Raw genomic sequence first — 26,975 nt, 5'->3', positions numbered from 1 at the left:
CTAAACCGCATCCAACATGGTCATTTCACGGAAGCTTGCTGAGGTCTTCGTCAGAGTCTGGAAGTCTCCAGAGGCAATAATTCGCCCCTGATCCACCTCATAGATGCAATCGCACTTTTTCACAGTGGAGAGTCGATGTGCGATGACCACCATGGTGCAGCGCCGCCCCACGAGATCCAAGGCCTGCATCACATCGTGCTCTGTTTTGTTATCGAGAGCACTAGTCGCCTCATCAAGCACCATCAAGCGAGCACGCCGATAGAAAGCTCTTGCCAGCGACAATCGCTGACGCTGGCCACCTGAAAGCTTGATGCCATTTTCTCCACACATCGTGAATAACCCATAGGGCATCTGCGCGACATATTCTGAAAATTGGGCTGCTTCAAGAGCGGCCCAAACCTGATCGTCATCGATAGTGTCGGGATCTTCGCAGAAAGCCACATTCTCGCGAACGCTTGCATCGAGCAGCCGAATGTTTTGAGGAACGAAAGCGCAATTGGCCTGCCAAGCAGGCATCTCTTCGTCAGAAACTGGCACTCCGTCGAGCAACAGCCTGCCGCTTGTCGGTGTGTAGAGACCAAGCAAAATTTGGGCCAACGTTGTCTTCCCGCTTCCCGTCCGACCAACAAGGGCGACGCGAGACCCCACAGGTATTGTTAGAGAGATTGACCGAAGAACTTTTACATCGCTACCAAGATAGCTAAAATTAACATTATTTAATTGAATAAGGCGCCTTGGCATCACCCCCTGCGGAGAAGGAACTCCTGGATCACCAAGCGACAATCTCTGGGGTGACATTCTCAATAGCTCGAGCGCATCTTTAACCTCTGGCAGACCCCCACGCAACTTATTAATGTTGCGAAACACAGCTTGCAAAGGACCAGCAATTCTCAAAAGAACAACCATGGTAGTAGCTAATTCAGGGAGAACATCCCTCAAACTTTCGTTGTTGCCTGAAGCAATAACAGGAGCAAGGCCAACAGCAAATAAAATAGTAATCCCAGCTGGTTCAATCACAAACCGAGGAACATTAGGGAGCAATGTTGAGATTCTTTCATTTCGCTTAGCAGCGACTCCTTCACGAGAAAATCGAGATACAAAATAATTGTGAGAAGAGTAAAGCTGAATGTCTCTCATTGACTGGATAGATTCAGAAAATATGATTTTCAAACGCCGCGAATATCTATTCTTTTGCCTTAATGCAAGCCGCAAGTAAGGGGTGATAATTTTCGAAGAAAGCGCATAGGCCGCTAGCATTAATAAAAAAACAAGTAGAGTTGATCCACCCAGAACAAATACAACTCCAACGATTAAAGAAATGACTGATAATAAACTTCCTGCAATTGCAATCATTGGTGTGATCACAGCGCCCGTCACTCTGTTTAAAATTCGATTGAAACGCTCAGACAGGACAGACGTTCGCTTATGCATGAAAAACTCATACCGCTGCAACATCAGGTTTCGATAAACCTTATTCACAAGATCCGCCCATATTTCAGCCGTCAAGAGTGATTCGAGAAGCGCCACGCCGAAGCGAATCCCTGAAGCCAGCCAGTACGCAGAGATCAGCAGAACAACAATCCATCCCGCTTGATCCAGCAGTCCGCCACCGAAAAAACGGATCCCGGGGATTTGATCTCCGAGCTTGGCGCCTGCCAGTAGACCCACCAGACGGGCCAGCAAGCCCACCAAGAAAATATCAATCAGACCCTGAACAAACGAGGCCATCAGCACCAAGCCGAGGAAGCGCAGACGCTTGGGAGACAGTTCCTGCAGCAGCAGCTTCAGTTCATTCCAGGTCTGGCTTTTCAGTTGCATGGACAAAGGTTCTGGCGCCAGTGCTTCGGTGGCCAACACCAGTCCTGACAATGCGTATTAAAGACTGCAAGCCCGCTGGGTCAGGGCGATGGCAGCCAGCCGGGCAACCGATTGGCCACCCTGCTCTGGAGTCGATCCCAACGCTGCCTCCAACGCAAGCGGCGTGTCGAAGGCGAACGCAAAGCCGCCGCGGTTGACACTCCTGAGGCGCCATAGACCTGGAGATCCTCCAACTGCGTCAGAACATGGCTCCATCGCTCACACCAGCGCCGCTCCGCCACTTCGGAAAGAAGACCGTCGAGCGTGACCGCATCCGGCAACCATGCATCAGGGTTGGCGACCGCAGCGACAATGCGCGCTTCGTCGTTCGCCAGCGTGCCCTGACCGATCTGATGGGCTGTGGCCCCGGGGGTCAGCATGTCCGCCAGAGCGTGATTAAAGCTGCTGAACACCACGCAGCCGCAGGCCAGCGCCTCCAGCGGCGGCAAACCGAAACCCTCACTCACCCCACGACCACGCCAATACTCGGCCGAGTCATAGAGGTAAACCTTGGAGTGGTTGAACAACGCCACCAGATCGTCAACCCAACCGCTCTGGACCTCTACTCGCAAACCTTGCGCTTGCAAGGCCGGCACCAGTTGATTCAGCACATAGGGGCTGCTTTTGCGACGCTGGACCAGCACATCAATCGACCGCTCAGACCGAGTGCTTCCCGCGACAGAACTGGGGCGCAACCCCCTCTCGACCCAGTGGGGTTCGAGGGCATTGGGCACCAGAAACAAGGGATTCCGTGGCGCACGATCGGCCCAGTAGCCCAGGGTGTTGCGACTGACCGCAACCACCGGGACCCCAGGCGGCAGATCAAATCGATAGCCGCTGCTGTGGGCCTGATAGACCACAGGGCGCCCGCGCAAACGCTCCAGGGAGCGGGGAACATCAAACCCCCAGCTCACGATCCAAAGGGCATCACTTGGCGCCGACTCAGCGCGCAGCAGATCGTCGAGGAAGGGGTGCTCGTCACTGCGTTCCCGATAGGTGACCACCTGCGTAGGCCGCAGCGTGGACAGCAAGCGAGCGGTCTGCAGCGCCACACGGAGACCACCACAACGAAAACGGGTTCCGGTGCCAGGCACCAGAACCCGAATGGAATTGAACCTCACGGAGGAGGGTTCCGTTGGTGTCATCAAGCGGCTGCCGCTTCCGTGCTGCCCGCTCGCTGACGGCGGGTGAGGAATCCAAAGAGCACCTTGCCGATGGCAGCCACGAGGTTGCCCTCGAGCTCCTTAAACATGTTCATGTTCAAGTGGAACGCGTTGTTGGCCTCTTCAACGATGCGATCAGCCGTGGCTTGATCGATTGGCAACGTGTCCATGGTGGAGCGGTAGGTGGTTTTGAAGGCCTTTTCGTCAGCAATGTCATCGAAGACGTAGAAGCGCAAGCCGTCGTCACCGTCCATGTTCATCGCTTTCTGGGCGATGTTCTTGAGGATCTGTCCACCAGAGAGATCACCCATGTAACGGGTGTAGTGATGGCCCACCAACAGCTCAGGAGATTCCTTGGCCAAGGCATGAATGCGCTCCACGTAAGCAGCAGCGGACGGGGAAGGCTGGATCTGGTCCTTCCAGTTGTCACCGAAGTAGTAGGCCAGATCCTGCTCCAAGGACTGACGGCGGTTGAGCTGCTCCATACTCACCGGACCCACGACAGGGTGATCGGTCAGCTGGCCCATTTCGTCTTCCATCGCGGAATAGACGAAATAGAGATCAGCCACCAGCTTGCGGTAACTGGACTTGTCGACGACGCCTTTCAGGAAGCAGCTGACGAAACCAGTGTTCTCGGCCATGGTGTGAGCCTTTTTGGTGCCTTCGCGGAGCTGAGCGGCCAATGCGACGGACATGGAATGGAGACGTAATCGGTAAAAGCAACCATAAAATTGATCTCATGCTCCGCGCCCAAAGGGTTGCGAAGGGTTACGCCGCTGTATCCGTTGCTGCGGGGTCCGCGAACAGATCGAACAGGTCTCTGCAGATGCCACGCAGTTGCTCAGTCTGCGCGGGCTGGGGGAGATGGGTGCCTTCCGGCTGCCAGTCGCCCATCGTGGCCAAGCGCCAGCGCTCACCATCGAAGGTCATGCCGCGCATCAAAACGCCCAGCAGCTCTGGAACAGCAGCATCACCAGCCACCTGGGGTTTCAGACGCAACTGCAGCAACAGACTGCGGCACTCAAGCCGCGGACTCCAGCCGGGGAAATGGAAGGCAAGATCAAGGCTTTCAGTCTCCTGCCAGCGTCTGGTCTGCGCATCGTCACGCCAGGGACTCAGGCTGGCCTGCGCAGCAGGAAACTGGCGGCGCACCAGCGTGATGGTCGACGCCAGTGCTTGCATCCGGTCCACGCTGTGGACTGATTCGCCCGCGTTCACTACAACCTCCTCATTCCACCCAGTGTGATGGGGGACATGGGACGCCGCCGTTACGGTTGCCCCAGTTTCACAAAACCATGACGCGACCGCTGCACTTCGGCCTGCTGGGCGCCATGCCGGAAGAGATCGGCTCCGATCTCAGCCACCTCAAGGATCTGAGCTGCAGCAACCACGGAGACCTCACCATTCACAAGGGATCCCTGGGCGACACGGTCCAGCTCAGCCTGGCCTGGAGCGGCTGGGGCAAGGTAAGCGCTGCACGAGCGGCCACACGCCTGCTCGCCAGCGATCCCAACATCGATCTATTGGTGTTCACCGGCGTCGCCGGCGCAGCGGATCCGACTCTGCGTCAATGGGACGTGGTGTTAGCCGATGCAGTGATGCAGCACGATATGGATGCCCGGCCCCTGTTCCCAAAGTTCACGCTGCCAGCCCTGAACCAGGACCGATTGCAACCGCAGCAGGACTGGTTCAACTGGGCCAAGACCGCTCTGCTGGAGGCCTATGACGCGGGAGGGCTCGAGGGGTTCGCACGGCCCAGCAGCGGCCTGATTGCCACGGGGGACCGATTCATCGGCGATGCCGCAGTGCTGCAGACGCTGCGGGACGATCTCCCAGGCCTGCGGGCCGTTGAGATGGAAGGGGCGGCGGTGGCGCAGGTAGCTGAGCAGGAGGGCATCCCCTGGTTGGTTTTGCGGGTGATTTCTGATGGTGCTGATGAGGCGGCGGCTCAGAGCTTCGAAGACTTCCTTCAACGCTATGAACAACAGGCCTGGCGTCTGATTGAGGCCCTTCTGCAGCGCTGCAACGTGGCTCCCCGACGATGCGCCTGAAGCTTCTGCTCAACCGCGTGCTGCGGTATGGCGTGGTGGGGGGCACTGCAGCGGCCGTGCACCTTGGCGTGCTGCTGCTGCTGGGCCAATGGATCAGCCTCAGCCTGGCCAACCCGATCGCCTTCCTGGCCGCCTCGATCGCGGGCTATCTCGGCCACGCCTTGCTCACCTTCCGGGAAGAGACTGGTGGTGAACAGTTCGCCAGGCGCTGGCTGCTGCTGCAGTACGTGGTCAACATCAGTGTCTGCGCCCTGCTGCCACTGCTCAAGGCACCGACCTTGGTGCTGGTGTTCACCCCCACGGTGCTGAATGCCCTGATCTGGTCGCAGGCTGCGCGATTCAGCCTGCGTCGCAGGGTCGACACCGTCATTCCCCTGCGCCACGCCGATGATCTGGGCCTCAGCCCGGCCACCAACGAGGCCATCCTCAGGCTGGCCGCCAGTGGCCAGCTCGATGGCACAAGCGTGTTGGTGAATGGCCCCGTGGCGGCTGAAGGCGTCACGGCCTGGACCGCACTGGTCGCTGCCCAACCGCACCTGCAATTGGTGCTCCACCTCTGCCTCACCGAAGGGCCCTGCTGTGCCCCGCCTGAGCTGGTGCCGGATCTGGTGAATGCAAGGGGGCACCTCCGCCGTTCCTTCGGTCAATGGCTGCTGCTCTCGCTCTGGCCGCCGAGGCATCCGTCGCGGCGCCGACTGGAACGACAGCTGGGACTGGAGGTGGAGGCGCAGATCCGGCAATTCCGGAGGCTCTGCGGGAATGGACCGATCCATCTGGACGGGCATCAACACATCCATCTAGTGCCGGTGGTGCTCGATGCGTTGCTGAAGCGGGCCACCACGCAACAAATCACCTGGCTGCGTCGCACCGATGAGCCTCTGCCGACAGGGCTACCGATCTCCGACTGGTGGCGAGCGATTCGGGACGCAGGCCTGCTCAAGTGGGTTGTGCTCCAATGGCTCAGCCGACGCGCCCATCCCGCCATGCGCCGCCATGGCATCGTTAGCAACCAGAGCTTCGCCGGCGTGCTGTTCACCGGTCACATGGCCGGCGCCCCACTGCGCGCGGCATGGTCCACCCTGCGCAGCACCAGCAACGATGGGTCTGGCACACCACCACTGCTGCTGGCCCATCCGGCTGCGCCCCTCGACACCGATCTGGCCCAAGCCGGTTTCGCCGTGTCGGCGCCTTTTGCCGCCTCACCCTGGAGACAGCGGGAATGGCAAGCGCTTCAGGCGTTGTGAATGCGACGGATGAAGTAGTGAGGACGTGACTTCGACTCCACATAAATCCGGCCCACGTATTCGCCAAGCACGCCGATGCCGATGAGCTGGATCCCACCCAAGAACAGCACCGCCACCATCAAAGAGGCGTAGCCCTCCACATCCACGCCGTACAGGATCGTGCGCAGCACCACCACCAGGGCATAGAGAAGGCTGAGGGACGACACCATGACCCCAATGCCGGTCCAAACTTTCAACGGCAGCAAAGAGAACGAAAAAATTCCATCGAAGGCGTAGCCGAACAGCTGCAGAGGGCTCCAAGAGGTCCGCCCCCCTACCCTGCTGATGCGCTGATAAGGCAAATCCACGCTGCGATAGCCCGTCCAGGGCAGCAGACCTTTGGAAAAGCGACTCGATTCACGCAGCTGCGTCACAGCGTTAAGCACGGAGGCATCCAGCAAGCGGAAATCTCCGGCCCCCTCCCGAAGCTCGATGGAGTCCACCACCTTGTTGAACACCCGATAGAACCAGTGGGCACTGGCCACCTTTAGACGGGATTCCTGGTCTTGGTCGTTGCGCACGGCGGTGACCACTTCGGCGCCAGCGTGCCACTCCCGCACCATTGCTTCAATCAGCTCAGGCGGATGCTGAAGATCGGAATCAATCAGCACCGCCGCCGCACAGCGGCCATTGACATAGTCCAGCCCGGCCAGCATGGCCGCCTCCTTGCCGAAGTTGCGCGTTAGTTCGAGGAGTATCAGCGGCGCGCCTGGATGATCCTCCATCCAGGCCTTGATCCGTTGAGCCGTGGCATCGGCAGATCCGTCATCGATCAACACCAAATGTTCCACACCCGGCACCACCAAGGTGCGGTCTATGAAACGGGCAATCACGTCCTGCTCGTTGAAGCAGGCAGCCACAACCCACACACCTACAGGACTGGGCATGGGTCAGGCAACGGGCAGCTTGGCTTTAAGGATCCCCCATTGAGTCATAGGCTCGCCAAGTGTGATCCCGTTCCGCGGCAACCCTGCAATGGCTCAGTTCGAGAAGCTCACCGCCCCCAGCCAGGGAACACCGATCCGCTTCGAGAACGGACAGCCCGTCGTGACCGACCATCCGATCATTCCCTTCATCCGCGGGGACGGCACGGGCGTGGACATCTGGCCCGCCACCCAGAAGGTGCTCGATGCTGCCGTCGCCAAGGCCTACGGCGGCAGCAAAACCATCGAGTGGTTCAAGGTCTATGCCGGTGATGAAGCTTGCGACCTCTACGGCACGTATCAATACCTGCCGGAGGACACCCTCGAAGCGATTCGCGCCTATGGCGTCGCCATCAAAGGCCCTCTCACCACTCCTGTGGGCGGCGGCATCCGTTCGCTGAACGTGGCCTTGCGCCAGATCTTTGATCTGTATTCCTGCGTGCGTCCCTGCCGCTACTACGAGGGCACCCCCAGCCCCCACAAGCGACCCCAGGATCTCGACGTGATCGTCTACCGGGAGAACACCGAAGACATTTATATGGGTGTGGAGTGGGAAGCCGATGACGCCGTCGGCCAGGAGTTGCGCAAGCATCTGAACGAGGTGGTGATTCCCTCCAACGGCAAGCTGGGCAAGCGCCAGATCCCCGAAGGATCTGGCATCGGCATCAAACCCGTGAGCAAGCACGGCAGCCAGCGCCACATCCGCAAGGCGATCCAGCACGCCCTACGCCTAGAGGGCGACAAGCGTCACGTGACCCTGGTGCACAAGGGCAACATCATGAAATTCACGGAAGGAGCCTTCCGTGACTGGGGCTATGAACTGGCCACCACAGAATTCCGCGACGTGTGCATCACCGAGCGGGAGAGTTGGATCCTCGGCAACCTCGAGACAGACGCCAATCTCAGCGTGCAAGCCAACGCCCGCATGATCGAGCCTGGCTACGACAGCCTCACTCCTGAGAAAAAGGCCGACATCGATGCCGAGGTGCAAGCGGTGATCGACACCATCGGCAACAGCCACGGTGGCGGCAAGTGGAAGGAAATGGTGCTGGTCGACGACCGCATCGCCGACAGCATCTTCCAGCAGATCCAGACCCGGCCACAGGAGTATTCGATCCTGGCCACCCTCAACCTCAACGGCGATTACATCTCCGATGCCGCCGCCGCGATGGTGGGCGGTCTGGGCATGGCCCCCGGCGCCAACATCGGCGAGAACGCCGCCATCTTCGAAGCCACCCACGGCACCGCCCCGAAACACGCCGGCCTTGATCGCATTAACCCCGGTTCGGTGATCCTCAGTGGCGTCATGATGCTGGAGTTCCTGGGCTGGCAGGAGGCCGCCGACCTGGTGACCAAGGGTCTGAGCGCCGCCATCGCCGACAAACAGGTCACCTACGACCTGGCTCGCCTCATGGAGCCAAAGGTGGAACCGGTGAGCTGCAGTGGTTTCGCCGAAGCGATCGTTCAGCGCTTTTGAAACAGGACGCGGACGCGTCGCGTTCGCAGACGTCAGAATCGGTGAATGCATCCGCCGGTCAGCCCAACGTCAAGCGATAGCTGCCTCCCCGGCTTGCCGGAGGGGGTCACCGATCCCTGCGTGCACTGCGGCTTCTGCCTCCCCACCTGTGCGAGCTACCGCGTGTTGGGCACAGAGATGGATTCACCCCGCGGCCGCATCCACACTCTCAAGGCCATCGCAGCCGGCGAGCTGGAGATGAACGCCACGGTGGCGGGTCATTTCGACAGCTGCCTTGGCTGCTTCGCCTGCGTCAGCGCCTGCCCCTCCGGCGTGCGTTACGACCAGCTGATCGAAGCCACCCGGCCCCGTCTGAATCAGCCCGAACTGCGCACGCCCTGGCAGAACAGCTTCCGCAAGCTGCTACTGGCGGTGTTGCCCTATCCCAAGCGACTGCGCGCTCTACTCACCCCCCTGCGCGCCTACGCCGGAACTCCGCTGCAGAAGCTGGCCCGCAGCAGCGGTGCTCTGAGGCTGCTTGGCCCCCAGCTAGAAGCGATGGAGGCGCTGCTGCCACCACTGGCGCCGGAAGGATTCTCCGATCGCTACGCCCCCGTCAACCCGGCCATCGGTGCGCACCGCGGCCGGGTGGGGCTGGTGCTCGGCTGCGTGCAGCGCTGTTTTGACCCGGCGGTGAATGCAGCCACAGTGGCGGTGCTGCAGGCCAATGGCTTTGAAGTGGTGATTCCAAACGATCAGGGTTGCTGCGGAGCCGCAAGCCATCACCAGGGGCAGATGGAACAGACCCGGGAGCTGGCAGCAGACCTGGTGCACCGTTTCCAACACGCTGGCGGTGCAGAACCACTCGATGCCGTGCTGGTGGCGGCCTCCGGCTGCGGCCACACGCTTAAGGCCTATGGCGAGATCCTGGGCGACCGCAGCCATTCGTTCGCCTGCCCCGTGCAGGACGTGCACGAATTCCTCGCAGAACAAGGCCTCAATCCAGGCTTCCAGGCCTCTCTACAGCCGCTCCAACATGACGATGGAAGCCCAGCATCAGCCGCTCGCCCCCTTGCCGTGGCTTATCACGATGCCTGTCACATGATTCACGGCCAGGGCATCACTGGCCAGCCTCGGCAGTTGCTCCAGGCCATCCCTCATCTGCGGCTTCGGGAAGCTACAGAGGCCGGGGTCTGCTGCGGCAGCGCCGGCATCTACAACCTGGTGCAGCCAGACGAAGCAGCGGAGCTGGGGCGCATCAAGATCGACGACCTCACCGGCACCGGTGCCGAGCTGATCGCCAGCGCCAACATCGGTTGCACCCTGCAGCTGCGCCGGCATCTGGATGGCAGCCCCAATGCGGCATTGGTACGACACCCCATGGAACTGCTGGCCCAAAGCGCCCAGCTGATTTCGGCCTAAGCCGAGTCCAGTCAAGGCACAACACCATCAGACGCCTCGCTCCATCCAGCGCCAGGCTTGCGTCAAGGTCGAGGCATCACCGAGATTCCCCGGGAAGGTGATGATCGGCAGACCCGCGACATCCGCTGCCGCCGAGGGGTCCGCCAACAACTCTCCGCAGATCAGCGGCCGCACCAACGACAACCCCGGCAGCAATTGGCCCTCCAGCTGCACCGCTTCTAGGCCAAGCCCCTCCGCGAGAACTGTTCCGGTGGTGATGCCCCCTTTGCTGATCAGATAACCAAGCTGTGGCACGCAAGCGGCAGCGAGCCGAGCCGTGAGTCGAGCCAAGTCCATGCCGAAGGCCAGACGGCGGCGATCCGCATGGGCGCCCTCCCCGAAGCGCAGCTCACCCCGGCTGGTGTAGAGCACCGGCGTCCGGCCATCGGCCAGCAGCCGCTGCAGGCGCGCCTGCCATTCACGCTCCAGGTCAGCCAGTAGCAAATCCGGGGTACCGCCCTCCAGCACCCGGGCGATGCGGGGCACGGGCAGCTCCAGCCCCTCGCAACGAGGATCCTCCAACAGCAACTCCAGCTGTTGATCGGCGAGGGCCACATGGGATCCCACCAGCACCAGCCCCGGGAGAGGCTGACCCGAGGGATCACAACGCCGCAGAGCCGACAGCCCTTCAGCATCCAACGGCTGGGGGCCGAGGGGCTCCCCCCCGCCATCCACCAAACCATTGATCAGGCTCGCAGCGGAACGAAACAGGAAACGTCGCTGGCCCTGCAACACCGACACGGCCGCCCCCAAGGCATTCAGCTGCTCCTGGTGCTCCGCATCCACCACCACCGGCTGATTGCCATCCAGTGCTTGCAACCAGGACACCAAGGCCCGAAAGGGTCCTTGACCTGCTCCCGAATCCTGGCGACGTGACGCGGCAGCTCGCGAGAGCTGCTCGCCGGTCAGCCGCAGCACCGAACCGGCCGGAATCGCTCCAGCGCTTTTCTCCTCAAGCCAGGCATCCAGGTGACTGGTGCTATAGCCGAAATTGCCATCGCGGGCGAAGGGTGTGGTGTGCACCGGTTGGCCATGGAGCCGATGCTCGCCATCCACGGTGGTGCGGCCGCCGGGGAGAAACGCCGGGACATGCAGCGTGGCTTGCACAGAGCCGAAGCGATCGGCCAATTCCTGCGCCAGCACCTGCGGCTCCAGCACACCATGACCACGCAAGGTCGAATCACCCCGACTCACCAGCACCAATTCGCTGGGGTCAAGATCTTCGCGCTGAAGCGCCTGCTCCAGTGCCGCCACGATTTCGCGGTTGCGGGCCGCGGCAGCCTCCGGCGGCAGGGCCCGGGTGTTAGCGAGCACAAACAGCAGCGGTGAGGGGTGGCGCAGTCCCCGCTGCAGGGCGTTCACATCCCAACGCAGCAGCAGTGGGCAGCTGTGCACCGTCTGCGATCCGGTGGGATCGTCGTCGATCACAACAATGGTCATGGCACGATCATCCCGTGCATCCCCTGCCCACCATCGCTGACGCCCACGCCGAAACGCTGTTGCTGCCCGACAGTGTCGCCGAGCTCAGAGCATTGGCGCGACAACTGCACAGCGATGGCCAAGCCTGGACCCCGGCAGGACTGACCACACGCCTGGACTGGAGCGCCCCACTCCAGAACACGGGCCCGAACCTCAGCGTTCAACGTCTGAAAGGAGTCATCGACCATGCCGTGGATGACCTAACGATCACAGTGCAAGCCGGTCTGCCGCTGATGGAGCTGCAGGGCCTCCTGGCGGAGCAGCAGCAGTGGCTGCCGGTGGACTGGCCCTGGGGAAGCAGCCTCCAAGCTCCCACCAGTGCCGGGACGGTGGGCGGGCTGATAGCCCGTGGACTCTCCGGAAGCCTGAGGCAGCGCCACATGGGCGTGCGCGATCAGCTGATCGGCATTGGCCTGCTGCGCAGCGACGGAGTCGCGGCCCATGCCGGCGGCCGAGTGGTGAAGAACGTGGCGGGCTATGACCTGATGCGCCTGCTGTGCGGAAGCTGGGGCAGTCTGGCGCTGATCACTGAGGTGACCCTGCGGGTGCAGCCGTTGCGCTACCACCGCCGTGCTCTGTTGATTCGCGGGGAAGCCCGTCAGCTGGAACCTGTGCGCGCCACGGTGGTGGGAAGCGGCTTTACGCCCGACTGGATCGACTGGGAACGCACTGACACCGGCGACTGCTGCCTGCAACTGGGAGTCGCCAGCATCAGCGATAAGGCCGTGCAGGATCAGCTCGATCCAATCGCTCGTCTGGCCGCCGAAGCCTGCCTTGAAACCAGCCCGCAGAACTGGATTGAAGCGGTCCCCGACCCGATCAGCATTGATCAGCCAACGCCGTGGTTGTTGCGCCTCTGCCTGCCCCCGGCACGCTGCGTTGCATTGCTGACCAGTGAAGCCTGCCAGCAACTGCACGGCTGGCACTGGCGACTGGCGGCAGGCCGGGGCAGTGGTGAGGCCTGGCAGAGCGGCGATGTGGTTAGTTCCGCGGATCAGGTGAAGGCCCTGCGCCAACAGGTGCTCAACCTGGGCGGTGAAATGGTCGTGCTGAAGCAACCAGCGAACATCCCTGATCACCAACGGCTACCGGCGTGGCTCGACGCACCATCGAAACCCGTGATCGAAGCGGTCAAACACCAGTTTGATCCCCAGCATCAACTAGCCCGTGGTCGTCTGCCCGGCGTCGCAGCCCCCTTGTGCTGAGAGACCCTCAGCTGACCACGTAGCGGCAACGGAGCGTGGTGCTCTGACCGGCGGCCAGCTCCAACTTGCGATCACCACTGATCAACGCCTGACGCGGGCCGGTCCACGGCTCGAGACAGACCATGGCGCGCGGCGGCTCGGTCCAGACCACGGTGAGATCCATGGGCGCTTGATGGTCCAGCTGCAGGCTCGTGCCGGCGAGTTCATCCACCAGGGTCACCGGACCCGCTGGACGGGTCAGAAAATCAACGCCCTCCGGCAAGCGACTCAGCTGAACGCTGGTGTCCGCCTCGGCCATCTTCAGATGGTTCAGGCACCGGGAGGGCAGCCCCTCGAAGCGGGTCCGGCCCAAATCCGACACCTCGAAGTAAGGATGCAAACCGAAGCTGAAGGGCATTGGCTCACCACCAGCCTCGGACTGGTTGTGGATGGTGGTGACGATCTCCAGAGCACCGCTCAGGGGGCGGATGGCCATCCCCACCTGAAAGTGGAAGGGGAAGGCCGCCAGCGTCTCAGAGGTGGCCTTCAGGGTGAGCTGAACACCGCTCTGGTCGTCGAGCAAAGCGATGGTCCAGGGCAAGTCGCGGGCAAACCCGTGCTGCTTGAGGGTGACATCACCGCTGGCCAGCGGCAAACGGTCACCGGGAAGGTTTCCGCAGATCGGGAACAGCACAGGGATGCCACCGCGAACGCTCTTGCTGGGATCCGCGAAGCGCTCCTGGTCGAGATACAGAATCTCGCGCTCGTTGCAGCGCCACTCCGTCACCAGGCCACCCCGCTCAGGCACCACCCGCAAACGATCACCACTGGTGGGATGCACAAACTCCCAGTGGGCGTAAGGAGCTGACTGCTGGCGGAAGGTCATGGCCACAGGACCGGCTATCCCGAGACTGGCCGGAACTTACAGGGACGGCTCGAAATTGGATGTGTTCGGGCTGACGGGCGTTGCCGCCAAAGACTCCAACCAGGACAGCAGCGCGGCATTCACCTGCTCAGGCACCTCGTCGTGGGGACAGTGGCCCGCCTCAAGCACCACCTCCGTGGTGGCCTCTGGTGCATGGCGCTGGAAGCTGGCACGGCGCCCGGCGGCGTTGATCCAGGGATCGCGAATGCCCCAGAGCAACAGAAGCGGCGTGGAAAGGCTGGCGAAGAGTTCGTCGAGGGGCTGGCCCCGGGGAATGTCGAACACGGTGCGGAACACGCCAAAGGCACCGGGATCGAGCGACGGCCGCCGGATCGACTCCACCAACCAATCGTCGATGTTGGTCTTGTCGACATACACCTGATTAAGTGTGCGCCGGATTGTGGACGGACGGCGCAGGTTCTCAAACAGCAGCCGCTGCAGCACCGGGCTTTTCAGCAGCGCGCTGCCGATGGTGCGGCGGGCGATCGCCCCCCATCCCTCCGGCGTTGCCGACTGCTCATCACTAAAGGGACCTGCGGCATTGAGCAACACCACGCCAGCGGCGTGATCCCCCAGGGCCGCCCCCGCCGCCAAGGCCGCAAAGCCCCCCAGGGAGTTGCCAGCGATCACTGTGGGGCGGCCAATGCATTCGCGCACGTAGGCCACTAGCTGGTCACGCCAGAGGGCTCCGCCGTAGGCCAGGCCAGCGGGTTTGGCACTGCGTCCGAATCCGAGCAGATCAATCGCATGCACCTCATGGGTGCGTGCCAGCACCGGAATGTTGTGGCGCCAGTGATCCGTGGAAGCCCCAAAACCATGCACCAACAGCAACGCGGGACGCTGCAGGTGGCCGGTTTCTGGCGTCTCGCGGAGGCCATGCACCGCATGCCCTTGGAACGTCCACCAGGACTGCTGAGCGTCGCGCACCACAACTGCATCTTGGGGGCGCGATGCTAGGCAGTTCAACCTCCTTTCGCCCTGCCGGGCCGACAGTGCTTCGATGTTCGATGAGACCCCAGGCCTGCTGCTGCAGGGAGCGACACTCAGCGGTGGGTTGTTCTGGGCCATTGCCCTCTATTTGCCATTGAGCGCACCGCTCGGCCGCTTTGAAGCCAGCCTCGAGAGTGGGCCCCTGAACGAAACCTGGCGACAGATCGCCCTGGTGATCAGCAGCCTGCTGCTGGCCCTGGCGGTGGGGTTGGTGATCCAGCTGCTGCTGGGCTGGGCCCTCGGCCCCGGTTGGGCGTCGAGCCTGGCCCTGATCACCATCGGCTGGAGCCTGTTCCTTACCCTGGCTCAGAAGCAGTAATCCTCAGAGCAGACCCACCGGGTTGGCGGCAACGTCGTCATTCACCTTGTCGTCGTCGTCGGGCTTGTCGCCGCCGATCACCAGCCGCAGCAGCACCGGTGCCAGGAAAGTGGTGCCAATTACCATCAACAAAATCGCCGCTTCAAGCGAAGGCGACAGAAGCTTGGCGCTGGTGCCCAGACCGAGAAAGATCAGGCCCACCTCCCCGCGGGGCATCATGCCCAGACCCACCACCAGGCGACGGGTGCTTTCCTTGCTGACGAAGGCCCAACCTGCAGCGATCTTGCCGACGATCGCCACCACCAGCAGGAAGCCGGCCACGATCAGCGCCGAGCGACTGGAGGGATCGGAGGGGTTGATCACAGACAGATCCATGCCGGCACCCACCAGCACGAAGAAGATCGTGGCGAACAGGGTCACGATCGGCAGCACTGCCTGCTGAATGGCGTGGTTGTGCTTAGAGCTGCTGAGGATCAAACCAGCAGCAAAGGCACCCAGAGCCGCCTCCAGCCCAATGGCTGTGGCAGCGAAGCAGCTCAGCGCCAGGATGACAAAGGAGGCCACCAGCACTTCGCCAGGAGCCTTGAGCTTGTCGATCAGCCAATCGAAGGCCGGAGCGGCGGTGCGACTGAGGCCGATGGCCGCCACGACGAACACAGCAGCAGCAGCCACCAGCTTCACAATCGGAGCAATTTCCAGAGATCCGCCGGAGGCGAGGGACACGACCACCGCCAGGATCACAATGCCGAGGATGTCGTCGAGCACGGCTGCCCCGATGACGATCTGGCCTTCGCGGGTCTTGAGGTAGCCCAGCTCCCCAAACACACTCGCCGTGATGCCGATGCTGGTGGCGGTCATCGACGCACCCGCGAAAATCGCCGGGATCGCATCCACATGGAACAGGGCCATCAGCCCCCAGGTGCCCAGCGCGAAGGGCAGCACCACGCCCGCCACAGCGACCGTGAAGGCCTGACCACCCACGGCGACCAATTCCTCTAGCTCACTCTCCAAACCGGTGAGGAACAACAAGGCATAGAGACCGATTTCAGCGACGGCTTCTAGGGAAGGGAAGCTCTCGTTATAGATCTCGGCCACGGAGTCGGGCGGGATGCTCACCAACCCACTCACCAGGGTCAACAACCCTTCACTGAGCTGGGCATGGGTGTCCGGGGGCACCAGCAGGTGCAAGCCGGAGGCACCAATGATCACACCCGCTAGCAGCTCACCCAGGATCGTTGGCAACTGAAGCCGCACCAGCACCTCAGCCAGCACTCGGGCCGCCACGAAGATCAACACGAAACGGGCCACACCGATAAGGGTTTCTGCCATCTCAAAATCGTGGGCTGAGATCTCAGCCAGCAACGGCGTGAGCAGCGGCGGCATCGCAGCAGCGAGCATTACAAACTTCGAGTCCTCTCGCGGGACCTTATCGGCAAACGGGTTTCCGCACTGCTCATCAGGACGCTTCCGACAGCGCCTCGCTCCGCCGCTTGAGCCTTTGTTTTGAATCGATGGCGACAGACGGTTCAGACCTCGATGTGATGGCTACGTTCGGCGTATCCCCTTCAGTCCAGGACGAATCGGTCTGACCGGAAACCCACAAGGAGTGCCCCGGACCACCGAATCCTGGCCAAGCTCAAACCATCTCCAGGAACACGATGAGCATCTCCGAGCCCCTCGACCTGCGTTTGCCTACCCCCGGGTGCAGCATCGACCCGAAACGCGCAGGCCTCGATGCTGATGCCGTGTTTGACGGCATGACGGAGCACCTGTTCTTCACGCTGGGCAAATTGGCGCCCTCCGCTAGTCGCCATGACCTCTACATGGCCCTGAGTTATGCGGTACGCGACCGGTTGATGGCCCGATTCCTGGCCAGCCGGGAGGCCATCAGGGCAAGACCGCAGAAAACCGTGGCCTACCTCTCAGCTGAATTTCTGATTGGCCCTCAACTGGCCAACAACCTGCTGAACCTGGGAATTCAAGAGGAAGCCGAAGAAGCGCTGAAGCGGTTTGGCATCGAATCCCTGCAGCAGATCCTGGAAGTGGAGGAGGAACCGGGTCTGGGCAACGGCGGCCTCGGTCGGCTGGCGGCCTGTTACATGGAATCACTGGCGAGCCTGGAAGTCCCGGCCACCGGCTACGGCATCCGCTACGAGTTCGGAATCTTCGATCAGCTGATCCGCGACGGCTGGCAGGTGGAGGTCACCGACAAATGGCTTAAGGGAGGCTGGCCCTGGGAACTGCCTCAACCCGACCAGGCCTGCTTCGTAGGCTTTGGCGGCCGCACCGAGAGCTACATCGACGACAAGGGCAACTACCGCTCGCGCTGGATTCCCTCCGAACACGCAATCGGTGTGCCGCATGATGTGCCGGTGCTTGGCTACCGCGTGAACACCTGCGACCGGCTGCGCCTGTGGCGCGCGGATGCCACCGAGAGCTTCGACTTCTACGCCTTCAACATCGGCGATTACTACGGCGCCGTGGAAGAGAAGGTGGGCAGCGAGACCCTCTCCAAGGTGCTCTATCCGAATGACGGCACCGATGAAGGGCGACGCCTACGCCTCAAGCAACAGCACTTCTTCGTGAGCTGCTCCTTGCAAGACATGCTGCGCAGCCTGGATGAGCGCGGCCTCTCGGTGGAAGATTTCCCCCTGCACTGGACGGTGCAGCTGAATGACACCCACCCCGCCATCGCCGTGGCAGAACTGATGCGTCTGCTGATCGACGACCGCCATCTGGAGTGGGAGAAGGCCTGGGACATCACCACCCGCTCGGTGGCGTACACCAACCACACCCTGCTGCCGGAAGCGCTGGAGAAATGGGACCTCAAGTTGTTCAGCAGCCTGCTGCCACGCCACCTGGAACTGATCTACGAAATCAACCGTCGCTTCCTGCAACAGGTGCGTCTGCGCTATCCCGGCAATGACGCCATTCAGCGCAAGCTGTCGATCATTGATGAAGAAGGCGGAAAGGCGGTGCGCATGGCCCATCTGGCCACCATCGGCGCCCACCATGTGAACGGCGTAGCGGCGCTGCACTCAGACCTGGTGAAACAGCAATTGATGCCGGAATTCGCGGCACTGTGGCCGGAGAAATTCACCAACGTCACCAACGGCGTCACCCCACGCCGCTGGATGGCCCTCTCCAATCCCGAACTGGCCACCTTGCTTGATGAGCACGTTGGTCCGGGCTGGATCACCAACATGGAACAGCTACGCGGCCTGGAAGAGCGTCAGCACGACCATGGCTTCCTGGAGCACTGGGGCAGCACCAAGCTGTCGGTGAAGCGCAAGCTTTCCAGCTATATCCACCGCAACACAGGGGTACTGGTGGATCCCTCCAGCCTGTTCGACGTGCAGGTGAAGCGGATTCATGAATACAAGCGCCAGCATCTGAACGCCTTGCAGGTAATCACCCAATACCTTCGGATCAAGAACGGTAAGGCCGATGGCCTAGCGCCACGCACCGTGATCTTCGGAGGCAAGGCCGCGCCTGGCTACTACATGGCCAAGCTGATCATTCGCTTCCTCAATGGCATCGCCGAAACAGTGAACGCCGATCCAGACATGGATGGGCGACTACGGGTGGTGTTCCTGCCGGACTACAACGTGAAGTTGGGCGAGCAGGTGTATCCAGCTTCGGATCTCTCCGAGCAGATCTCCACCGCCGGCAAGGAAGCCTCCGGCACCGGCAACATGAAATTCGCCATGAATGGTGCACTCACGATCGGAACCCTCGATGGTGCCAACGTGGAAATCCGCGAGCGGGTGGGCGACGAGAACTTCTTCCTGTTTGGCAAAACCGTGGAAGAGATTGCGGCCCTCAAGCAGGGCGGCTACCGGCCTTGGGAGCTCATTGCAGCGATGCCCGAGCTGGCGGAAGCGATCCGATTGATCGAGATGGGGCATTTCAGCAACGGCGATGGTGAACTGTTCCGGCCGCTGCTCGACAACCTCACTGGCAACGATCCCTTTTTCGTCATGGCTGACTTCGCCGACTACGTGCGTGCGCAGGATGCGGTGAGCCGCGCCTGGACCGATCGCATGCACTGGAACCGCATGAGCCTCCTGAACGTGGCCCGCACCGGCTTCTTCTCCTCTGATCGCTCGATCCGCGACTACTGCCGCGACATTTGGGACGTGGAGCCAATGCCCGTGGAGATCACCTGCGACGTGCGCTGAGAACCTCAGCATCGACAGCGAAGCCCCGGTGAAATTCACTGGGGCTTTTTAGTGGCCTTATTGAGTGATCTTCAGACCTCAGCTGCGATCAGGAAGATCGGGTGTCTGATGCAGAAGACGGTTCAAGCGCAATCGGTCGGCATTGAGAGGGTCAGGCGCGAGCTCACCGGCGAGCTCGCGGAATTTCTGCTCGATGTCGTCCGGCACACGCACATCAAAAATGCGCTCCATCAGCGCTTCGATGGAAAACAGGTGCGCGTTGATGTTTTCCAGATCAGCCATTGCCTGCTGAAGGGCATCGGCAGGTTCATCAACACCTCCACTGGGGGTGGCATGCACCTGACCCTCAGCGGCGCGAGGGCCATGCTGCTTTTGCAAGTCTTCCAACACCCGACCGGAGAGGGTGCGGAAAGACTGAAGCGCAGCCCAACTCAACTCTTGTTGCTGACGCAGAGTTGGATTCTCACGAATGAGCCGATCGTGCTCCCGATAGAAGCGTTGACAGTCAGGACACTGACAAGGCTCTTCTGGCACCGGCAACCCGTAGCTCAGGCACCATCATGACATCCGATCAGGCTGCGAGCGGCGGTTCGGGGGAAATCCCCCCATCGCCGTTCCCACCCTCACCAGGGCGATCGTCGTCATCGCTGTCGGTGACAGCAGGCAGCGGAATTTCAATCGAGGTGACCACCTGGATCACATCGCGCAAGCGCATGGAGTCGGCGAACCAGCCCATGGCCTGCTCCGTATCACCACGGCGCTCTGCGTCACTAGCTTGGTCCTCATGTGCTTCAGCAAGCAAGGCCAACCAGCAGAGGCAGCGCGCCTGAACAACCGAGAGGTCGAGCTCGGCAGGCTGCGAGTCAGCGATGCGCTCGCTTTCCTGCTGAACAAGAAGCCGCAACCGGAGATCGTGAAGCTGGGTCATGGCGCCGGTTCCACTACGACAACGCTAGCGAGAGCGTTGCGCCTGACCACCCCACCAAATGTAGTAGCGGATACCGGCTGACGTCTTGGTTGGCACGGGGCAGGCGGGACTCGAACCCACGACCTACGGTTTAGGAAACCGTCGCTCTATCCAGCTGAGCTACAGCCCCCATCAAGCGTCATTATGGGGGCTGAAAGCAGGTGAGGTGATCGCGATCGCACGCCCTCTTCGTGTCGGCGTCGGTTGAGGAAAGTCCGGGCTCCCCGATGGCCAGGCTTGCTGGGTAACGCCCAGTGCGGGTGACCGTGAGGAGAGTGCCACAGAAACACACCGCCGATGGCCGGTTCGCCGGCACAGGCAAGGGTGCAAGGGTGCGGTAAGAGCGCACCAGCAGCATCGAGAGGTGCTGGCTCGGTAAACCCCGGCCGGGAGCAAGGCCTAGGAACGACGGTTGGCCATCTGCCTCGTTTCGCCTTTGTGAGCCGCTCGAGGCCACCGGCAACGGTGGTCCCAGATAGATGATCGCCCCCCTTCCTCGGAAGGGAGAACAGAACCCGGCTTATGTCCTGCTTTCAACCCCTTTGCGCTTGAACAAGCGGCAGCGCTCACGCTGGCTTTTCGTCTCCCCAAACAAAAAGCAACTGCCAAGAGAACAAGACAACTCTCAAAACGCTCATCAACATTGAGCGCAATCCATCAGACGAAGCACAATTTCAACCCACTCATGAGCCTGTGATCGATCTCACAGGCAGACCAGGAGCAGGTCACATAACAAGCCAATTCATCCGGCGATGGTGTGTTCATCGAGGGGCAAACAACTCCACCCTCAACTCACACTCCAATCATTCCCATGGCTGACCTCACCTTCTTCCAAGAAACCACCATCAACGACTTTGACACCTTCACCCCAAACGGATACTTCACACCCAGTGGTGAAGCACGCTGGACCGAAGTCGAGTTCGAAAAAAACAACAACCTTGCCTTTCGCATCAACAACATCGACATCAGCGAGCAGGAAGCACTGGACTACGGAAGCGTTGCTGACTATTTAACCGGTGCAGACAACATCTATGGCATGGATCAAGGCGACAACTTTCTGATGGGATTTGACAAGGGCGACTTCATTGAAGGCGGCTTTGACAATGACTTCATCCATGGCAACCATGGCCCTGACCGCCTATACGGCAGACTCGGAGATGACGAGATCCGCGGCGGCCATGGTCATGACATTCTCGATGGATCTGCCGGCGCAGACTACCTCTGGGGAGGCGTCGGAAAGAACAAGGTTTACGCCGGTAATGACTTTGATCGAGATCGAATCTTCGTACCTGCTGACTCCGCCATCAACATCAATCCCGACGGCGTGAACAGCGACCTTCTCTACGAAGTCTGGCCCGAAGACGAAATTTTCATCCATGGCGTTGACAATGCCGACCTCTCCTTCCAAGCAGGAATTCTGGACCCAGGCGGCACCAATGCAGTCGGCATCGGAATTTTCGCCAACGACACGCTGGAAGCCATTGTGGTCAACCCCAATGTCAACATCACGCAAGTCGAGAACATGACCACCGGAGGCTTCTTCGCCTGACATTCCAACAAACCAAACAAGATCCCAAAAGCCCCGCCAACGCGGGGCTTTTCACATTGGAACCTCCCAAAAAGTCAATACAAGCGCTAGGTGTAATCGCCACTCGAGGTCATCCCTCTCACTTGATCGGCCGAAAAATCACCAACCACCAGAGCCTCCAGCACACCTCCCAGATAAATACCAGTCCCTGAAAACTGATCAAGCTCAACAGCAGCAAATGCTAACTCGCCTCGAGTCTCACTATCTGAGTGAATCAAAATCTGATCCTCAAGACCCAGTGAGTTCAAAATGTCTGCATTAGCTCCACCAGGATTTCCATAGTCTTGGTTTTGAGTTGCATCAGCAGGCACATAAATTTGATCAACCGCTTGATCACCAGCCCCAGCATAAATTTCATTTTTACCGACGCCTCCCCAAATCCAATCCGAACCACCACCACCACGAATTAGGTCATGACCATGACCACCTCGAAGGGTGTCGTTACCGCTACCACCCTTCACAACATCCTTTCCTTTCATGCCATGTAGATCATCATTGCCAGCACCACCACTTAATTCGTCAGCACCTCCATAGCCCAAAATCCTGTCATCGCCTGCGTAGCCTTCAAAGACTTCTGGCAAGGACTGACTGGAGTCACCCTGAAGTACATCGCGACCGCCAGTGCCAAGAATTTTTGGTGATTCATCTGAAGCTCCAATGATTTCCTGATTCACCTGGCTTGATGAAGCAATAGATCCACCGCCACCGCCGCCGCCACCGCCGCCACCGCCGCCACCGCCGCCACCGCCGCCACCGCCGCCACCGCCACCGCCGCCGCCACTACCACTGCTGCTCAAGGATTCGGCGACATCCTGAACCGTCACCGTCACCGTCTGATCAGCGGTATTGGCTGACGGATCCGTGGCACGCACCGTGACCACGTAACTGTTATTGGCATCCGAATCTTGCGGCGACTCGTAATCCGGAGCGCTAGCAAAGCGCAATGCACCGCTGGAGCTGTTGATGGCGAACAAGGCTTGATCCACACCACCAGACAAGCTCCAGCTCACACTTTCATCAGCCGTGAAAGTCGCCACTGCAGCGCTGTTTTCATTGATCGATGCCACGGCGGTGGCAGCACCGGCGCTCCCCGAAGGACCGCTGATAGCGGGGGCGGTGGTGTCCACCAACCCCAGCAACGACGACCAGCCTCGGGTGTCGCCGTTAAAGTCCACAAACTCAATGTTGGTGAGCGTGTCGGTGCCATCAGGGCTGCCGCTGCGCAAATCCCGCAGCACGAGGCTGCTGCCAGAGAGGATTAGCAGATAATCGCTCAGAGAGCCGCTCACCAGCAGGGTGTCGGTACCCAGTCCGCCATCGAAAGTGTTGTCTTGGCTGTTGCCGCGGAAGCTGTCGGCACCAGAACCACCGATGGCCGTTTCAATCAGCGTTCCGGGAGCGAAAGTGAGGTTGCCGGTTTTGCCGCCGATATTGGAGGCATACACATTGGTGGCCGACGCATCGGACGGTCTGAGATCAATCAGCTGCGTGGAGGAAAAGCCACTGAAATCCAGCGTGTCATCACCGCCTCCATCCACCACGGTGAAGGCAGTGGTGGGAATCCAATCTTTGAGCTGATTGAACACCGCACTGGCGCTGGCAGTAATCGTGGTGTTGAAGCCATAGGTGGTGTCCCCCCGGAAGGCATTGCTAATGCCGTAGCCCTGCGGTCCATACAGATCGTCCAATGCGATCCAATCCACCACCATCGGGGTGCTCAGATAAGCAAAACTGGCATCGATCGATGTGTTCGACGTTTGATCGAAGTACGACATCATCGAGGCTTGCCACGAGTCGTTCGTGAAATCGGCATCCGTGGCATAACTGCCTGAGCCGTTGTAGAGACCTTGATGCCCTAAACCGAGGCCGTGGCCAATCTCGTGCAGGATCGTTTGAAAGGCGTAATCGCCTAAAACTTCGCTGCCGTAAAACCAGCTTGATGCAACATTGATCCAAGAATAATTGATCGCGCTGCCTGAAAAATCGGCGACAGCAAAGGCCCCAGAATCGTTATCACTAAAGTCGAAATCTGCGTCAAAGGCACTTGTTTCTTGAAAGTCAATTCCGAGCGTGGCCTCAAAAATCTTGAAGGCCTCATCCACCATGCTGGCGCGGCCAGTCGCCAGACCGTTGGCATCGAACGTATTTCCACTGCTGTTGTAAGTCAGTACCCCAGACTTGGCATGGGTTCCTGACTCCGACAGGTTGAAATTGCGATTGGTCGTGTCCGAGTCAGTCCAGAATTGCGTTTCCAGATAATCCGCCAGTTGGTCGAGAGTCCCCAACGAAGCGGCCGCCAACACCTCCCCGCCCGATCCCTGTTGCGATTGTGACGACGGAACACCACCACACGCGGCGCAAGCACAACCCGCCGCATGCAACACGCGCTCAACAAGGTCAGGCTGGACCGGATCCGCAAGAACGGCTTCAGGCTGGTGCGGATCAGATGGAACGACCTCAGATGAAACCTTCTCAGCAGCACCGTCGTCTGACAGTGCACTCGCCTCTGCCTCCTCAGGCGGGGCCGGCTCGGGTGCGGTGCCAACAGGGTCCACCTCCGCTGGGCCTGACAGCTCAACCGGCTCGGAAGACTCAACCTGCTCCGACTCAGACCAAGCCGTATTAAGAGCAACTTGGCTAACGCTGACAGCCCCGGCAGGAGCCTCGGCAACCGCCACTGGGGTCGCATCACCCTGGGTCTGATCGCTGCCAGTCGCAGGCTCGAGGGTCATGCAAGAGAAATACTCTCAGTCAATTCATTGATAACAATCAGATGTGACTCAGTTATGAATAAGCATCAATCCAACAAAAAAGCACAAATCCAGCTGGCATGCCTCCATCCCCCGAACCGGTTGCGACGCTTTGGCAAGGCATGGCTCTCGAACCCAACGCTTTGAGTTCCGAACAGGAGGCATGGCTGCAAGAGGCCGTCACCCACACCTCCAGCGGACTGAATCCCCACCACGAGCAGCTGGAGTTCCTGGGAGATGCGGTACTGCGGCTTACGGCCAGCGAATTCATCGCCGCCGCCTACCCCAAGATGCCCGTGGGTGAGCGCTCCAGCCTTAGGGCTCAACTGGTGAGCGATCGCTGGCTGGCGGAGCTAGGCGCCATCCTGGAGATCGAACGCTGGTGGCGCATCGGCCCTAAGGCCAGCAGCGACAGCACGGCGGCCGCCACCATCCGCGCCGAACTCAGCGAAGCGCTAATTGGCGCAGTGTACCGGATTGCTGGCACCGCTGCAGTGCAGCACTGGTTGACGCCCCACTGGACCCGCAGCGCTGAAGCGGTGCTGACAGACCCCCACCGCGGCAACAGCAAATCCGCCTTGCAGGAATGGAGCCAGGGGCAGGGTCTTGGCCTGCCGACTTACAGCAGCAACGAGATCAGCCAACGGCACGGCGATCCGCGCCGCTTCCACTGCACGGTGACCCTGCCGCCCAACCTCAAAGCTGAAGGCTGGGGCAGCTCCCGACGCGACGCTGAACAACAGGCGGCCCGAACGGTCCTTGATCAGCTGGAGGGCGACTGAGGCAACGCCGGCAACGGCGCACCGCACTGATCACAGTGCACCGCCCCGCGGCGGTGCTCCTGGTGGCCGCACTGGCTGCAGACGCGCAGCCGGTCTTGACGGGCCTGCTGAATCGACTCCACGGTGACGATGCCGGTGGGGATGGCGATGATCCCAAAACCCAGCAGCATCACCACCGCCGCCAGCAACTGCCCCTGCACCGTCTGAGGCACAAAGTCGCCGTAACCCACCGTGGTCATGGTGACGATCGCCCAGTACACCCCCTGCCCCGCGGTCTGGAACTGAGTGTCGGGATGATTGCTTTCAAAGGCCACCATCAGGTAACCCAGCACCACCTGGGCCATCACCACAAAGAACAGGAACACGCCGATGCGGCGGGCGCTGGCCTTCAGGGCACGGCCGAGCTGTTGAGCTTCATCCATGAAGCGCAGCAGCTTGAACACCCGCAGCACCCTGCCGAACTTGAAGATCCAGAGGATCAAGCCGCTGTTGATCTGGGGCACAAAGAAGAACAGCACCGCTGAAAGGTCGATCAGACCAAAGAAACTGCGCGCATAGGCCAGCGGCTTCGGCGACACCCACAGATGCAGCAGATAGTCGGCCATGAACACCAGAAGGCAGGCCCGCTCCAGCTCCTCCACCCAGAGGGGAATCTCACCGGGAGCCGCCACCCGCATCGGATGGGGTTGCACCAGCAAACCGATCACGCTGAGCAGGATCGTCCCAAAGATCACCAGGTTGTAGATCCGCCCGGCAAGGGTGCCGGACTCGAGCACCACGCGCCGGAGCTGCAGACGCAGGGATTCCGCCATGGGCGTCAGTCGGCGCTGAGATCGCGCAGGCGCAGGGTCACGAGCTTGTCCCAGTTACCACCTTCAAAAAGTACGGCGGCTCGGTCATCGCTGATGCGTTGCACAAAGCCGGTGTAGCCGTTGTAAATGGAGCGGGGATCCACCACCGTCACCGTGGCACCAGGCAGGATCGGAACGTCGGAAGCCATGGCAAAGGATCGGTCAAGAACTCAGTATCGCGCGGAAGGATGATGACGTGGCGACTGCTCCTGCTTCCATGACCGCTGACGACTGGCTGCCAGTGGGCAAGGTGGTGGCCGTGCAGGGGCTCAAAGGCGAGCTGCGCATTAACCCCGCCAGTGAATTCCCGGAGCGGTTCACGGAGCCCGGCACCCGCTGGCTGAAAGCCCGGGGCAAGGCGCCGAGGGAAATCGAGCTGACAAGCGGCCGTCAGCTGCCGGGCAAGAGCGTGTTTGTGGTGCGCTTCGCCGGAATCGACAGTCGCGACGCGGCCGAAGCCTTAGTGGGCCAGAGTTTGATGGTGCCGGCGGACGATCGGCCCGAACTGGAGGAGGGCGAGTTCCACCTGCTCGACTTAGTGGGCTTGGAGGCCCGCCTCAGCGCCGATGGGGAAGCGATCGGCAGCGTGAGCGACCTGATCAGTGGCGGCAACGAACTGCTGGAGATCAAAACTCCTGACGGCCGCACGCTGATGGTGCCGTTCGTCGAGGAAATTGTGCCGGAGGTGCACCTCGACGACGGCTGGCTGCTTGTCACCCCACCGCCGGGGTTGCTGGAGCTCTGATTCCCCCTAAGTAGCCGCCG

24 protein-coding genes, 1 tRNA gene and 1 other RNA gene are annotated in these 26,975 nt (G+C 60.8%); 11 read left to right on the top strand and 15 right to left on the bottom strand.

Going from position 1 to position 26,975, the window contains the following annotated elements; genetic code table 11:
- From SynA1825c_RS01030 to SynA1825c_RS01015, 4 genes are all read right to left on the bottom strand, one after another.
- Window positions 1–1,818: an ABC transporter ATP-binding protein gene (locus tag SynA1825c_RS01030; protein WP_186470928.1), complete on the bottom strand. Its 1,818-nt coding sequence runs from the start codon at window positions 1,816–1,818 to the stop codon at window positions 1–3.
- An 80-nt stretch (window positions 1,819–1,898) separates the two neighbouring features.
- Complete coding sequence (locus tag SynA1825c_RS01025) at window positions 1,899–3,002, bottom strand: glycosyltransferase (RefSeq protein ID WP_186469915.1); 1,104 nt, start codon at window positions 3,000–3,002, stop codon at window positions 1,899–1,901.
- Entirely contained in the window at window positions 3,002–3,715 is a 714-nt protein-coding gene (locus SynA1825c_RS01020; protein WP_186469914.1) for a heme oxygenase (biliverdin-producing), read from the bottom strand. Before SynA1825c_RS01020 ends, SynA1825c_RS01025 begins: the two co-directional genes overlap by 1 nt.
- A 73-nt stretch (window positions 3,716–3,788) precedes the next feature.
- Window positions 3,789–4,238, bottom strand: coding sequence for a hypothetical protein (locus SynA1825c_RS01015; protein ID WP_186469913.1), 450 nt, complete (start codon window positions 4,236–4,238; stop codon window positions 3,789–3,791).
- A 77-nt stretch (window positions 4,239–4,315) separates the two neighbouring features.
- Between SynA1825c_RS01015 and SynA1825c_RS01010 the strand changes: the two genes are divergently transcribed.
- Window positions 4,316–5,071: a 5'-methylthioadenosine/adenosylhomocysteine nucleosidase gene (locus SynA1825c_RS01010; RefSeq protein WP_186469912.1), complete on the top strand. Its 756-nt coding sequence runs from the start codon at window positions 4,316–4,318 to the stop codon at window positions 5,069–5,071.
- A complete protein-coding gene (locus SynA1825c_RS01005; protein WP_186469911.1) occupies window positions 5,062–6,315 on the top strand; it encodes a ChbG/HpnK family deacetylase in 1,254 nt (417 codons plus the stop codon). Before SynA1825c_RS01010 ends, SynA1825c_RS01005 begins: the two co-directional genes overlap by 10 nt.
- Here the strand turns inward: SynA1825c_RS01005 and SynA1825c_RS01000 are convergent.
- Window positions 6,303–7,241, bottom strand: a complete 939-nt coding sequence (locus SynA1825c_RS01000; protein WP_186469910.1) for a glycosyltransferase family 2 protein — start codon at window positions 7,239–7,241, stop codon at window positions 6,303–6,305. The two genes, SynA1825c_RS01005 and SynA1825c_RS01000, sit on opposite strands and share 13 nt — an antisense overlap.
- Window positions 7,242–7,329: 88 nt before the next feature.
- Here SynA1825c_RS01000 and SynA1825c_RS00995 point away from each other — a divergent pair, with 88 nt between their 5' ends.
- Both SynA1825c_RS00995 and SynA1825c_RS00990 read left to right on the top strand, forming a co-directional pair.
- Window positions 7,330–8,754, top strand: coding sequence for an NADP-dependent isocitrate dehydrogenase (locus SynA1825c_RS00995; RefSeq protein ID WP_186469909.1), 1,425 nt, complete (start codon window positions 7,330–7,332; stop codon window positions 8,752–8,754).
- A gap of 45 nt (window positions 8,755–8,799) precedes the next feature.
- Entirely contained in the window at window positions 8,800–10,155 is a 1,356-nt protein-coding gene (locus tag SynA1825c_RS00990) for a (Fe-S)-binding protein (protein ID WP_186469908.1), read from the top strand.
- Window positions 10,156–10,182: 27 nt separating this feature from the next.
- Here the strand turns inward: SynA1825c_RS00990 and SynA1825c_RS00985 are convergent, their stop codons facing one another.
- A complete protein-coding gene (locus SynA1825c_RS00985; protein WP_186469907.1) occupies window positions 10,183–11,634 on the bottom strand; it encodes a four-carbon acid sugar kinase family protein in 1,452 nt (483 codons plus the stop codon).
- A gap of 14 nt (window positions 11,635–11,648) precedes the next feature.
- Between SynA1825c_RS00985 and SynA1825c_RS00980 the strand changes: the two genes are divergently transcribed.
- On the top strand, window positions 11,649–12,878 hold the full coding sequence (locus SynA1825c_RS00980; RefSeq protein ID WP_255478421.1) for an FAD-binding oxidoreductase: 1,230 nt from the start codon (window positions 11,649–11,651) through the stop codon (window positions 12,876–12,878).
- A gap of 7 nt (window positions 12,879–12,885) precedes the next feature.
- On the opposite strand, the gene SynA1825c_RS00975 is transcribed toward SynA1825c_RS00980, so the two are convergent.
- Both SynA1825c_RS00975 and SynA1825c_RS00970 read right to left on the bottom strand, forming a co-directional pair.
- On the bottom strand, window positions 12,886–13,743 hold the full coding sequence (locus tag SynA1825c_RS00975; RefSeq protein WP_186469906.1) for a galactose mutarotase: 858 nt from the start codon (window positions 13,741–13,743) through the stop codon (window positions 12,886–12,888).
- Between the two features lie 36 nt (window positions 13,744–13,779).
- Window positions 13,780–14,709 carry an alpha/beta fold hydrolase gene (locus tag SynA1825c_RS00970; protein ID WP_370523171.1) on the bottom strand — a complete coding sequence of 310 codons (930 nt, stop codon included), beginning with the start codon at window positions 14,707–14,709 and terminating at the stop codon, window positions 13,780–13,782.
- A 73-nt stretch (window positions 14,710–14,782) separates the two neighbouring features.
- Between SynA1825c_RS00970 and SynA1825c_RS00965 the strand changes: the two genes are divergently transcribed.
- Complete coding sequence (locus SynA1825c_RS00965) at window positions 14,783–15,091, top strand: hypothetical protein (protein ID WP_186469904.1); 309 nt, start codon at window positions 14,783–14,785, stop codon at window positions 15,089–15,091.
- Between the two features lie 3 nt (window positions 15,092–15,094).
- Here SynA1825c_RS00965 and SynA1825c_RS00960 read toward each other — a convergent pair whose 3' ends face one another.
- On the bottom strand, window positions 15,095–16,489 hold the full coding sequence (locus SynA1825c_RS00960) for a cation:proton antiporter (protein WP_186469903.1): 1,395 nt from the start codon (window positions 16,487–16,489) through the stop codon (window positions 15,095–15,097).
- A gap of 260 nt (window positions 16,490–16,749) precedes the next feature.
- Here SynA1825c_RS00960 and SynA1825c_RS00955 point away from each other — a divergent pair, with 260 nt between their 5' ends.
- Window positions 16,750–19,272, top strand: a complete 2,523-nt coding sequence (locus SynA1825c_RS00955; protein ID WP_186469902.1) for a glycogen/starch/alpha-glucan phosphorylase — start codon at window positions 16,750–16,752, stop codon at window positions 19,270–19,272.
- A gap of 78 nt (window positions 19,273–19,350) precedes the next feature.
- Here SynA1825c_RS00955 and SynA1825c_RS00950 read toward each other — a convergent pair whose 3' ends face one another.
- The 3 genes from SynA1825c_RS00950 to SynA1825c_RS00940 form a co-directional block, all read right to left on the bottom strand.
- The gene (locus SynA1825c_RS00950) at window positions 19,351–19,806 is read right to left on the bottom strand and encodes a hypothetical protein (RefSeq protein ID WP_186469901.1); all 456 of its coding nucleotides are present in this window, start codon (window positions 19,804–19,806) and stop codon (window positions 19,351–19,353) included.
- Between the two features lie 37 nt (window positions 19,807–19,843).
- The gene (locus SynA1825c_RS00945) at window positions 19,844–20,200 is read right to left on the bottom strand and encodes a hypothetical protein (RefSeq protein WP_186469900.1); all 357 of its coding nucleotides are present in this window, start codon (window positions 20,198–20,200) and stop codon (window positions 19,844–19,846) included.
- Window positions 20,201–20,295: 95 nt separating this feature from the next.
- Window positions 20,296–20,369, bottom strand: a tRNA-Arg gene (locus SynA1825c_RS00940).
- A 23-nt stretch (window positions 20,370–20,392) separates the two neighbouring features.
- On the opposite strand from SynA1825c_RS00940, the gene rnpB reads away from it, so the two are divergent.
- Together rnpB and SynA1825c_RS00930 are read left to right on the top strand one after the other, a co-directional pair.
- Window positions 20,393–20,778: RNase P RNA component class A (gene rnpB, locus SynA1825c_RS00935), an RNA gene on the top strand.
- Window positions 20,779–21,050: 272 nt separating this feature from the next.
- Window positions 21,051–21,788, top strand: coding sequence for a calcium-binding protein (locus tag SynA1825c_RS00930; RefSeq protein ID WP_186469899.1), 738 nt, complete (start codon window positions 21,051–21,053; stop codon window positions 21,786–21,788).
- Window positions 21,789–21,874: 86 nt separating this feature from the next.
- Here the strand turns inward: SynA1825c_RS00930 and SynA1825c_RS00925 are convergent, their stop codons facing one another.
- Window positions 21,875–24,559 (bottom strand): M10 family metallopeptidase C-terminal domain-containing protein, encoded by a 2,685-nt coding sequence (locus tag SynA1825c_RS00925; protein WP_186469898.1) that lies wholly within the window; start codon window positions 24,557–24,559, stop codon window positions 21,875–21,877.
- Between the two features lie 98 nt (window positions 24,560–24,657).
- Here SynA1825c_RS00925 and SynA1825c_RS00920 point away from each other — a divergent pair, with 98 nt between their 5' ends.
- A complete protein-coding gene (locus tag SynA1825c_RS00920; RefSeq protein WP_186469897.1) occupies window positions 24,658–25,359 on the top strand; it encodes a ribonuclease III domain-containing protein in 702 nt (233 codons plus the stop codon).
- Here SynA1825c_RS00920 and SynA1825c_RS00915 read toward each other — a convergent pair.
- Both SynA1825c_RS00915 and SynA1825c_RS00910 read right to left on the bottom strand, forming a co-directional pair.
- Complete coding sequence (locus SynA1825c_RS00915) at window positions 25,341–26,171, bottom strand: ion transporter (RefSeq protein WP_186469896.1); 831 nt, start codon at window positions 26,169–26,171, stop codon at window positions 25,341–25,343. The two genes, SynA1825c_RS00920 and SynA1825c_RS00915, sit on opposite strands and share 19 nt — an antisense overlap.
- Window positions 26,172–26,176: 5 nt before the next feature.
- Window positions 26,177–26,359, bottom strand: a complete 183-nt coding sequence (locus tag SynA1825c_RS00910) for an NAD(P)H dehydrogenase subunit NdhS (protein ID WP_186469895.1) — start codon at window positions 26,357–26,359, stop codon at window positions 26,177–26,179.
- Between the two features lie 68 nt (window positions 26,360–26,427).
- On the opposite strand from SynA1825c_RS00910, the gene rimM reads away from it, so the two are divergent.
- The gene (gene rimM, locus SynA1825c_RS00905) at window positions 26,428–26,955 is read left to right on the top strand and encodes a ribosome maturation factor RimM (RefSeq protein WP_186469894.1); all 528 of its coding nucleotides are present in this window, start codon (window positions 26,428–26,430) and stop codon (window positions 26,953–26,955) included.
- The last annotated feature ends 20 nt before the right edge of the window (window positions 26,956–26,975 follow it).

Source organism: Synechococcus sp. A18-25c, from assembly GCF_014280035.1.
GTDB lineage: Bacteria > Cyanobacteriota > Cyanobacteriia > PCC-6307 > Cyanobiaceae > Synechococcus_C.
This window is presented reverse-complemented; position numbering and strand designations above follow the sequence as displayed.

What these genes read in the sequence shown, in the direction of transcription:
- SynA1825c_RS00925 (WP_186469898.1), bottom strand. Translation starts at nt 24,559, where the DNA reads ATGACCCTCGAGCCTGCGACTGGCAGCGATCAGACCCAGGGTGATGCG.
- SynA1825c_RS00920 (WP_186469897.1), top strand. Translation starts at nt 24,658, where the DNA reads ATGCCTCCATCCCCCGAACCGGTTGCGACGCTTTGGCAAGGCATGGCT.
- SynA1825c_RS01010 (WP_186469912.1), top strand. Translation starts at nt 4,316, where the DNA reads ATGACGCGACCGCTGCACTTCGGCCTGCTGGGCGCCATGCCGGAAGAG.
- SynA1825c_RS00975 (WP_186469906.1), bottom strand. Translation starts at nt 13,743, where the DNA reads ATGACCTTCCGCCAGCAGTCAGCTCCTTACGCCCACTGGGAGTTTGTG.
- SynA1825c_RS01020 (WP_186469914.1), bottom strand. Translation starts at nt 3,715, where the DNA reads ATGTCCGTCGCATTGGCCGCTCAGCTCCGCGAAGGCACCAAAAAGGCT.
- SynA1825c_RS00990 (WP_186469908.1), top strand. Translation starts at nt 8,800, where the DNA reads ATGCATCCGCCGGTCAGCCCAACGTCAAGCGATAGCTGCCTCCCCGGC.
- SynA1825c_RS00965 (WP_186469904.1), top strand. Translation starts at nt 14,783, where the DNA reads ATGTTCGATGAGACCCCAGGCCTGCTGCTGCAGGGAGCGACACTCAGC.
- SynA1825c_RS00955 (WP_186469902.1), top strand. Translation starts at nt 16,750, where the DNA reads ATGAGCATCTCCGAGCCCCTCGACCTGCGTTTGCCTACCCCCGGGTGC.
- SynA1825c_RS00930 (WP_186469899.1), top strand. Translation starts at nt 21,051, where the DNA reads ATGGCTGACCTCACCTTCTTCCAAGAAACCACCATCAACGACTTTGAC.
- SynA1825c_RS01030 (WP_186470928.1), bottom strand. Translation starts at nt 1,818, where the DNA reads ATGCAACTGAAAAGCCAGACCTGGAATGAACTGAAGCTGCTGCTGCAG.
- SynA1825c_RS01000 (WP_186469910.1), bottom strand. Translation starts at nt 7,241, where the DNA reads ATGCCCAGTCCTGTAGGTGTGTGGGTTGTGGCTGCCTGCTTCAACGAG.
- SynA1825c_RS00915 (WP_186469896.1), bottom strand. Translation starts at nt 26,171, where the DNA reads ATGGCGGAATCCCTGCGTCTGCAGCTCCGGCGCGTGGTGCTCGAGTCC.
- rimM (WP_186469894.1), top strand. Translation starts at nt 26,428, where the DNA reads ATGACCGCTGACGACTGGCTGCCAGTGGGCAAGGTGGTGGCCGTGCAG.
- SynA1825c_RS00960 (WP_186469903.1), bottom strand. Translation starts at nt 16,489, where the DNA reads ATGCTCGCTGCTGCGATGCCGCCGCTGCTCACGCCGTTGCTGGCTGAG.
- SynA1825c_RS00995 (WP_186469909.1), top strand. Translation starts at nt 7,330, where the DNA reads ATGGCTCAGTTCGAGAAGCTCACCGCCCCCAGCCAGGGAACACCGATC.
- SynA1825c_RS00945 (WP_186469900.1), bottom strand. Translation starts at nt 20,200, where the DNA reads ATGACCCAGCTTCACGATCTCCGGTTGCGGCTTCTTGTTCAGCAGGAA.
- SynA1825c_RS01025 (WP_186469915.1), bottom strand. Translation starts at nt 3,002, where the DNA reads ATGACACCAACGGAACCCTCCTCCGTGAGGTTCAATTCCATTCGGGTT.
- SynA1825c_RS00910 (WP_186469895.1), bottom strand. Translation starts at nt 26,359, where the DNA reads ATGGCTTCCGACGTTCCGATCCTGCCTGGTGCCACGGTGACGGTGGTG.
- SynA1825c_RS00985 (WP_186469907.1), bottom strand. Translation starts at nt 11,634, where the DNA reads ATGACCATTGTTGTGATCGACGACGATCCCACCGGATCGCAGACGGTG.
- SynA1825c_RS01005 (WP_186469911.1), top strand. Translation starts at nt 5,062, where the DNA reads ATGCGCCTGAAGCTTCTGCTCAACCGCGTGCTGCGGTATGGCGTGGTG.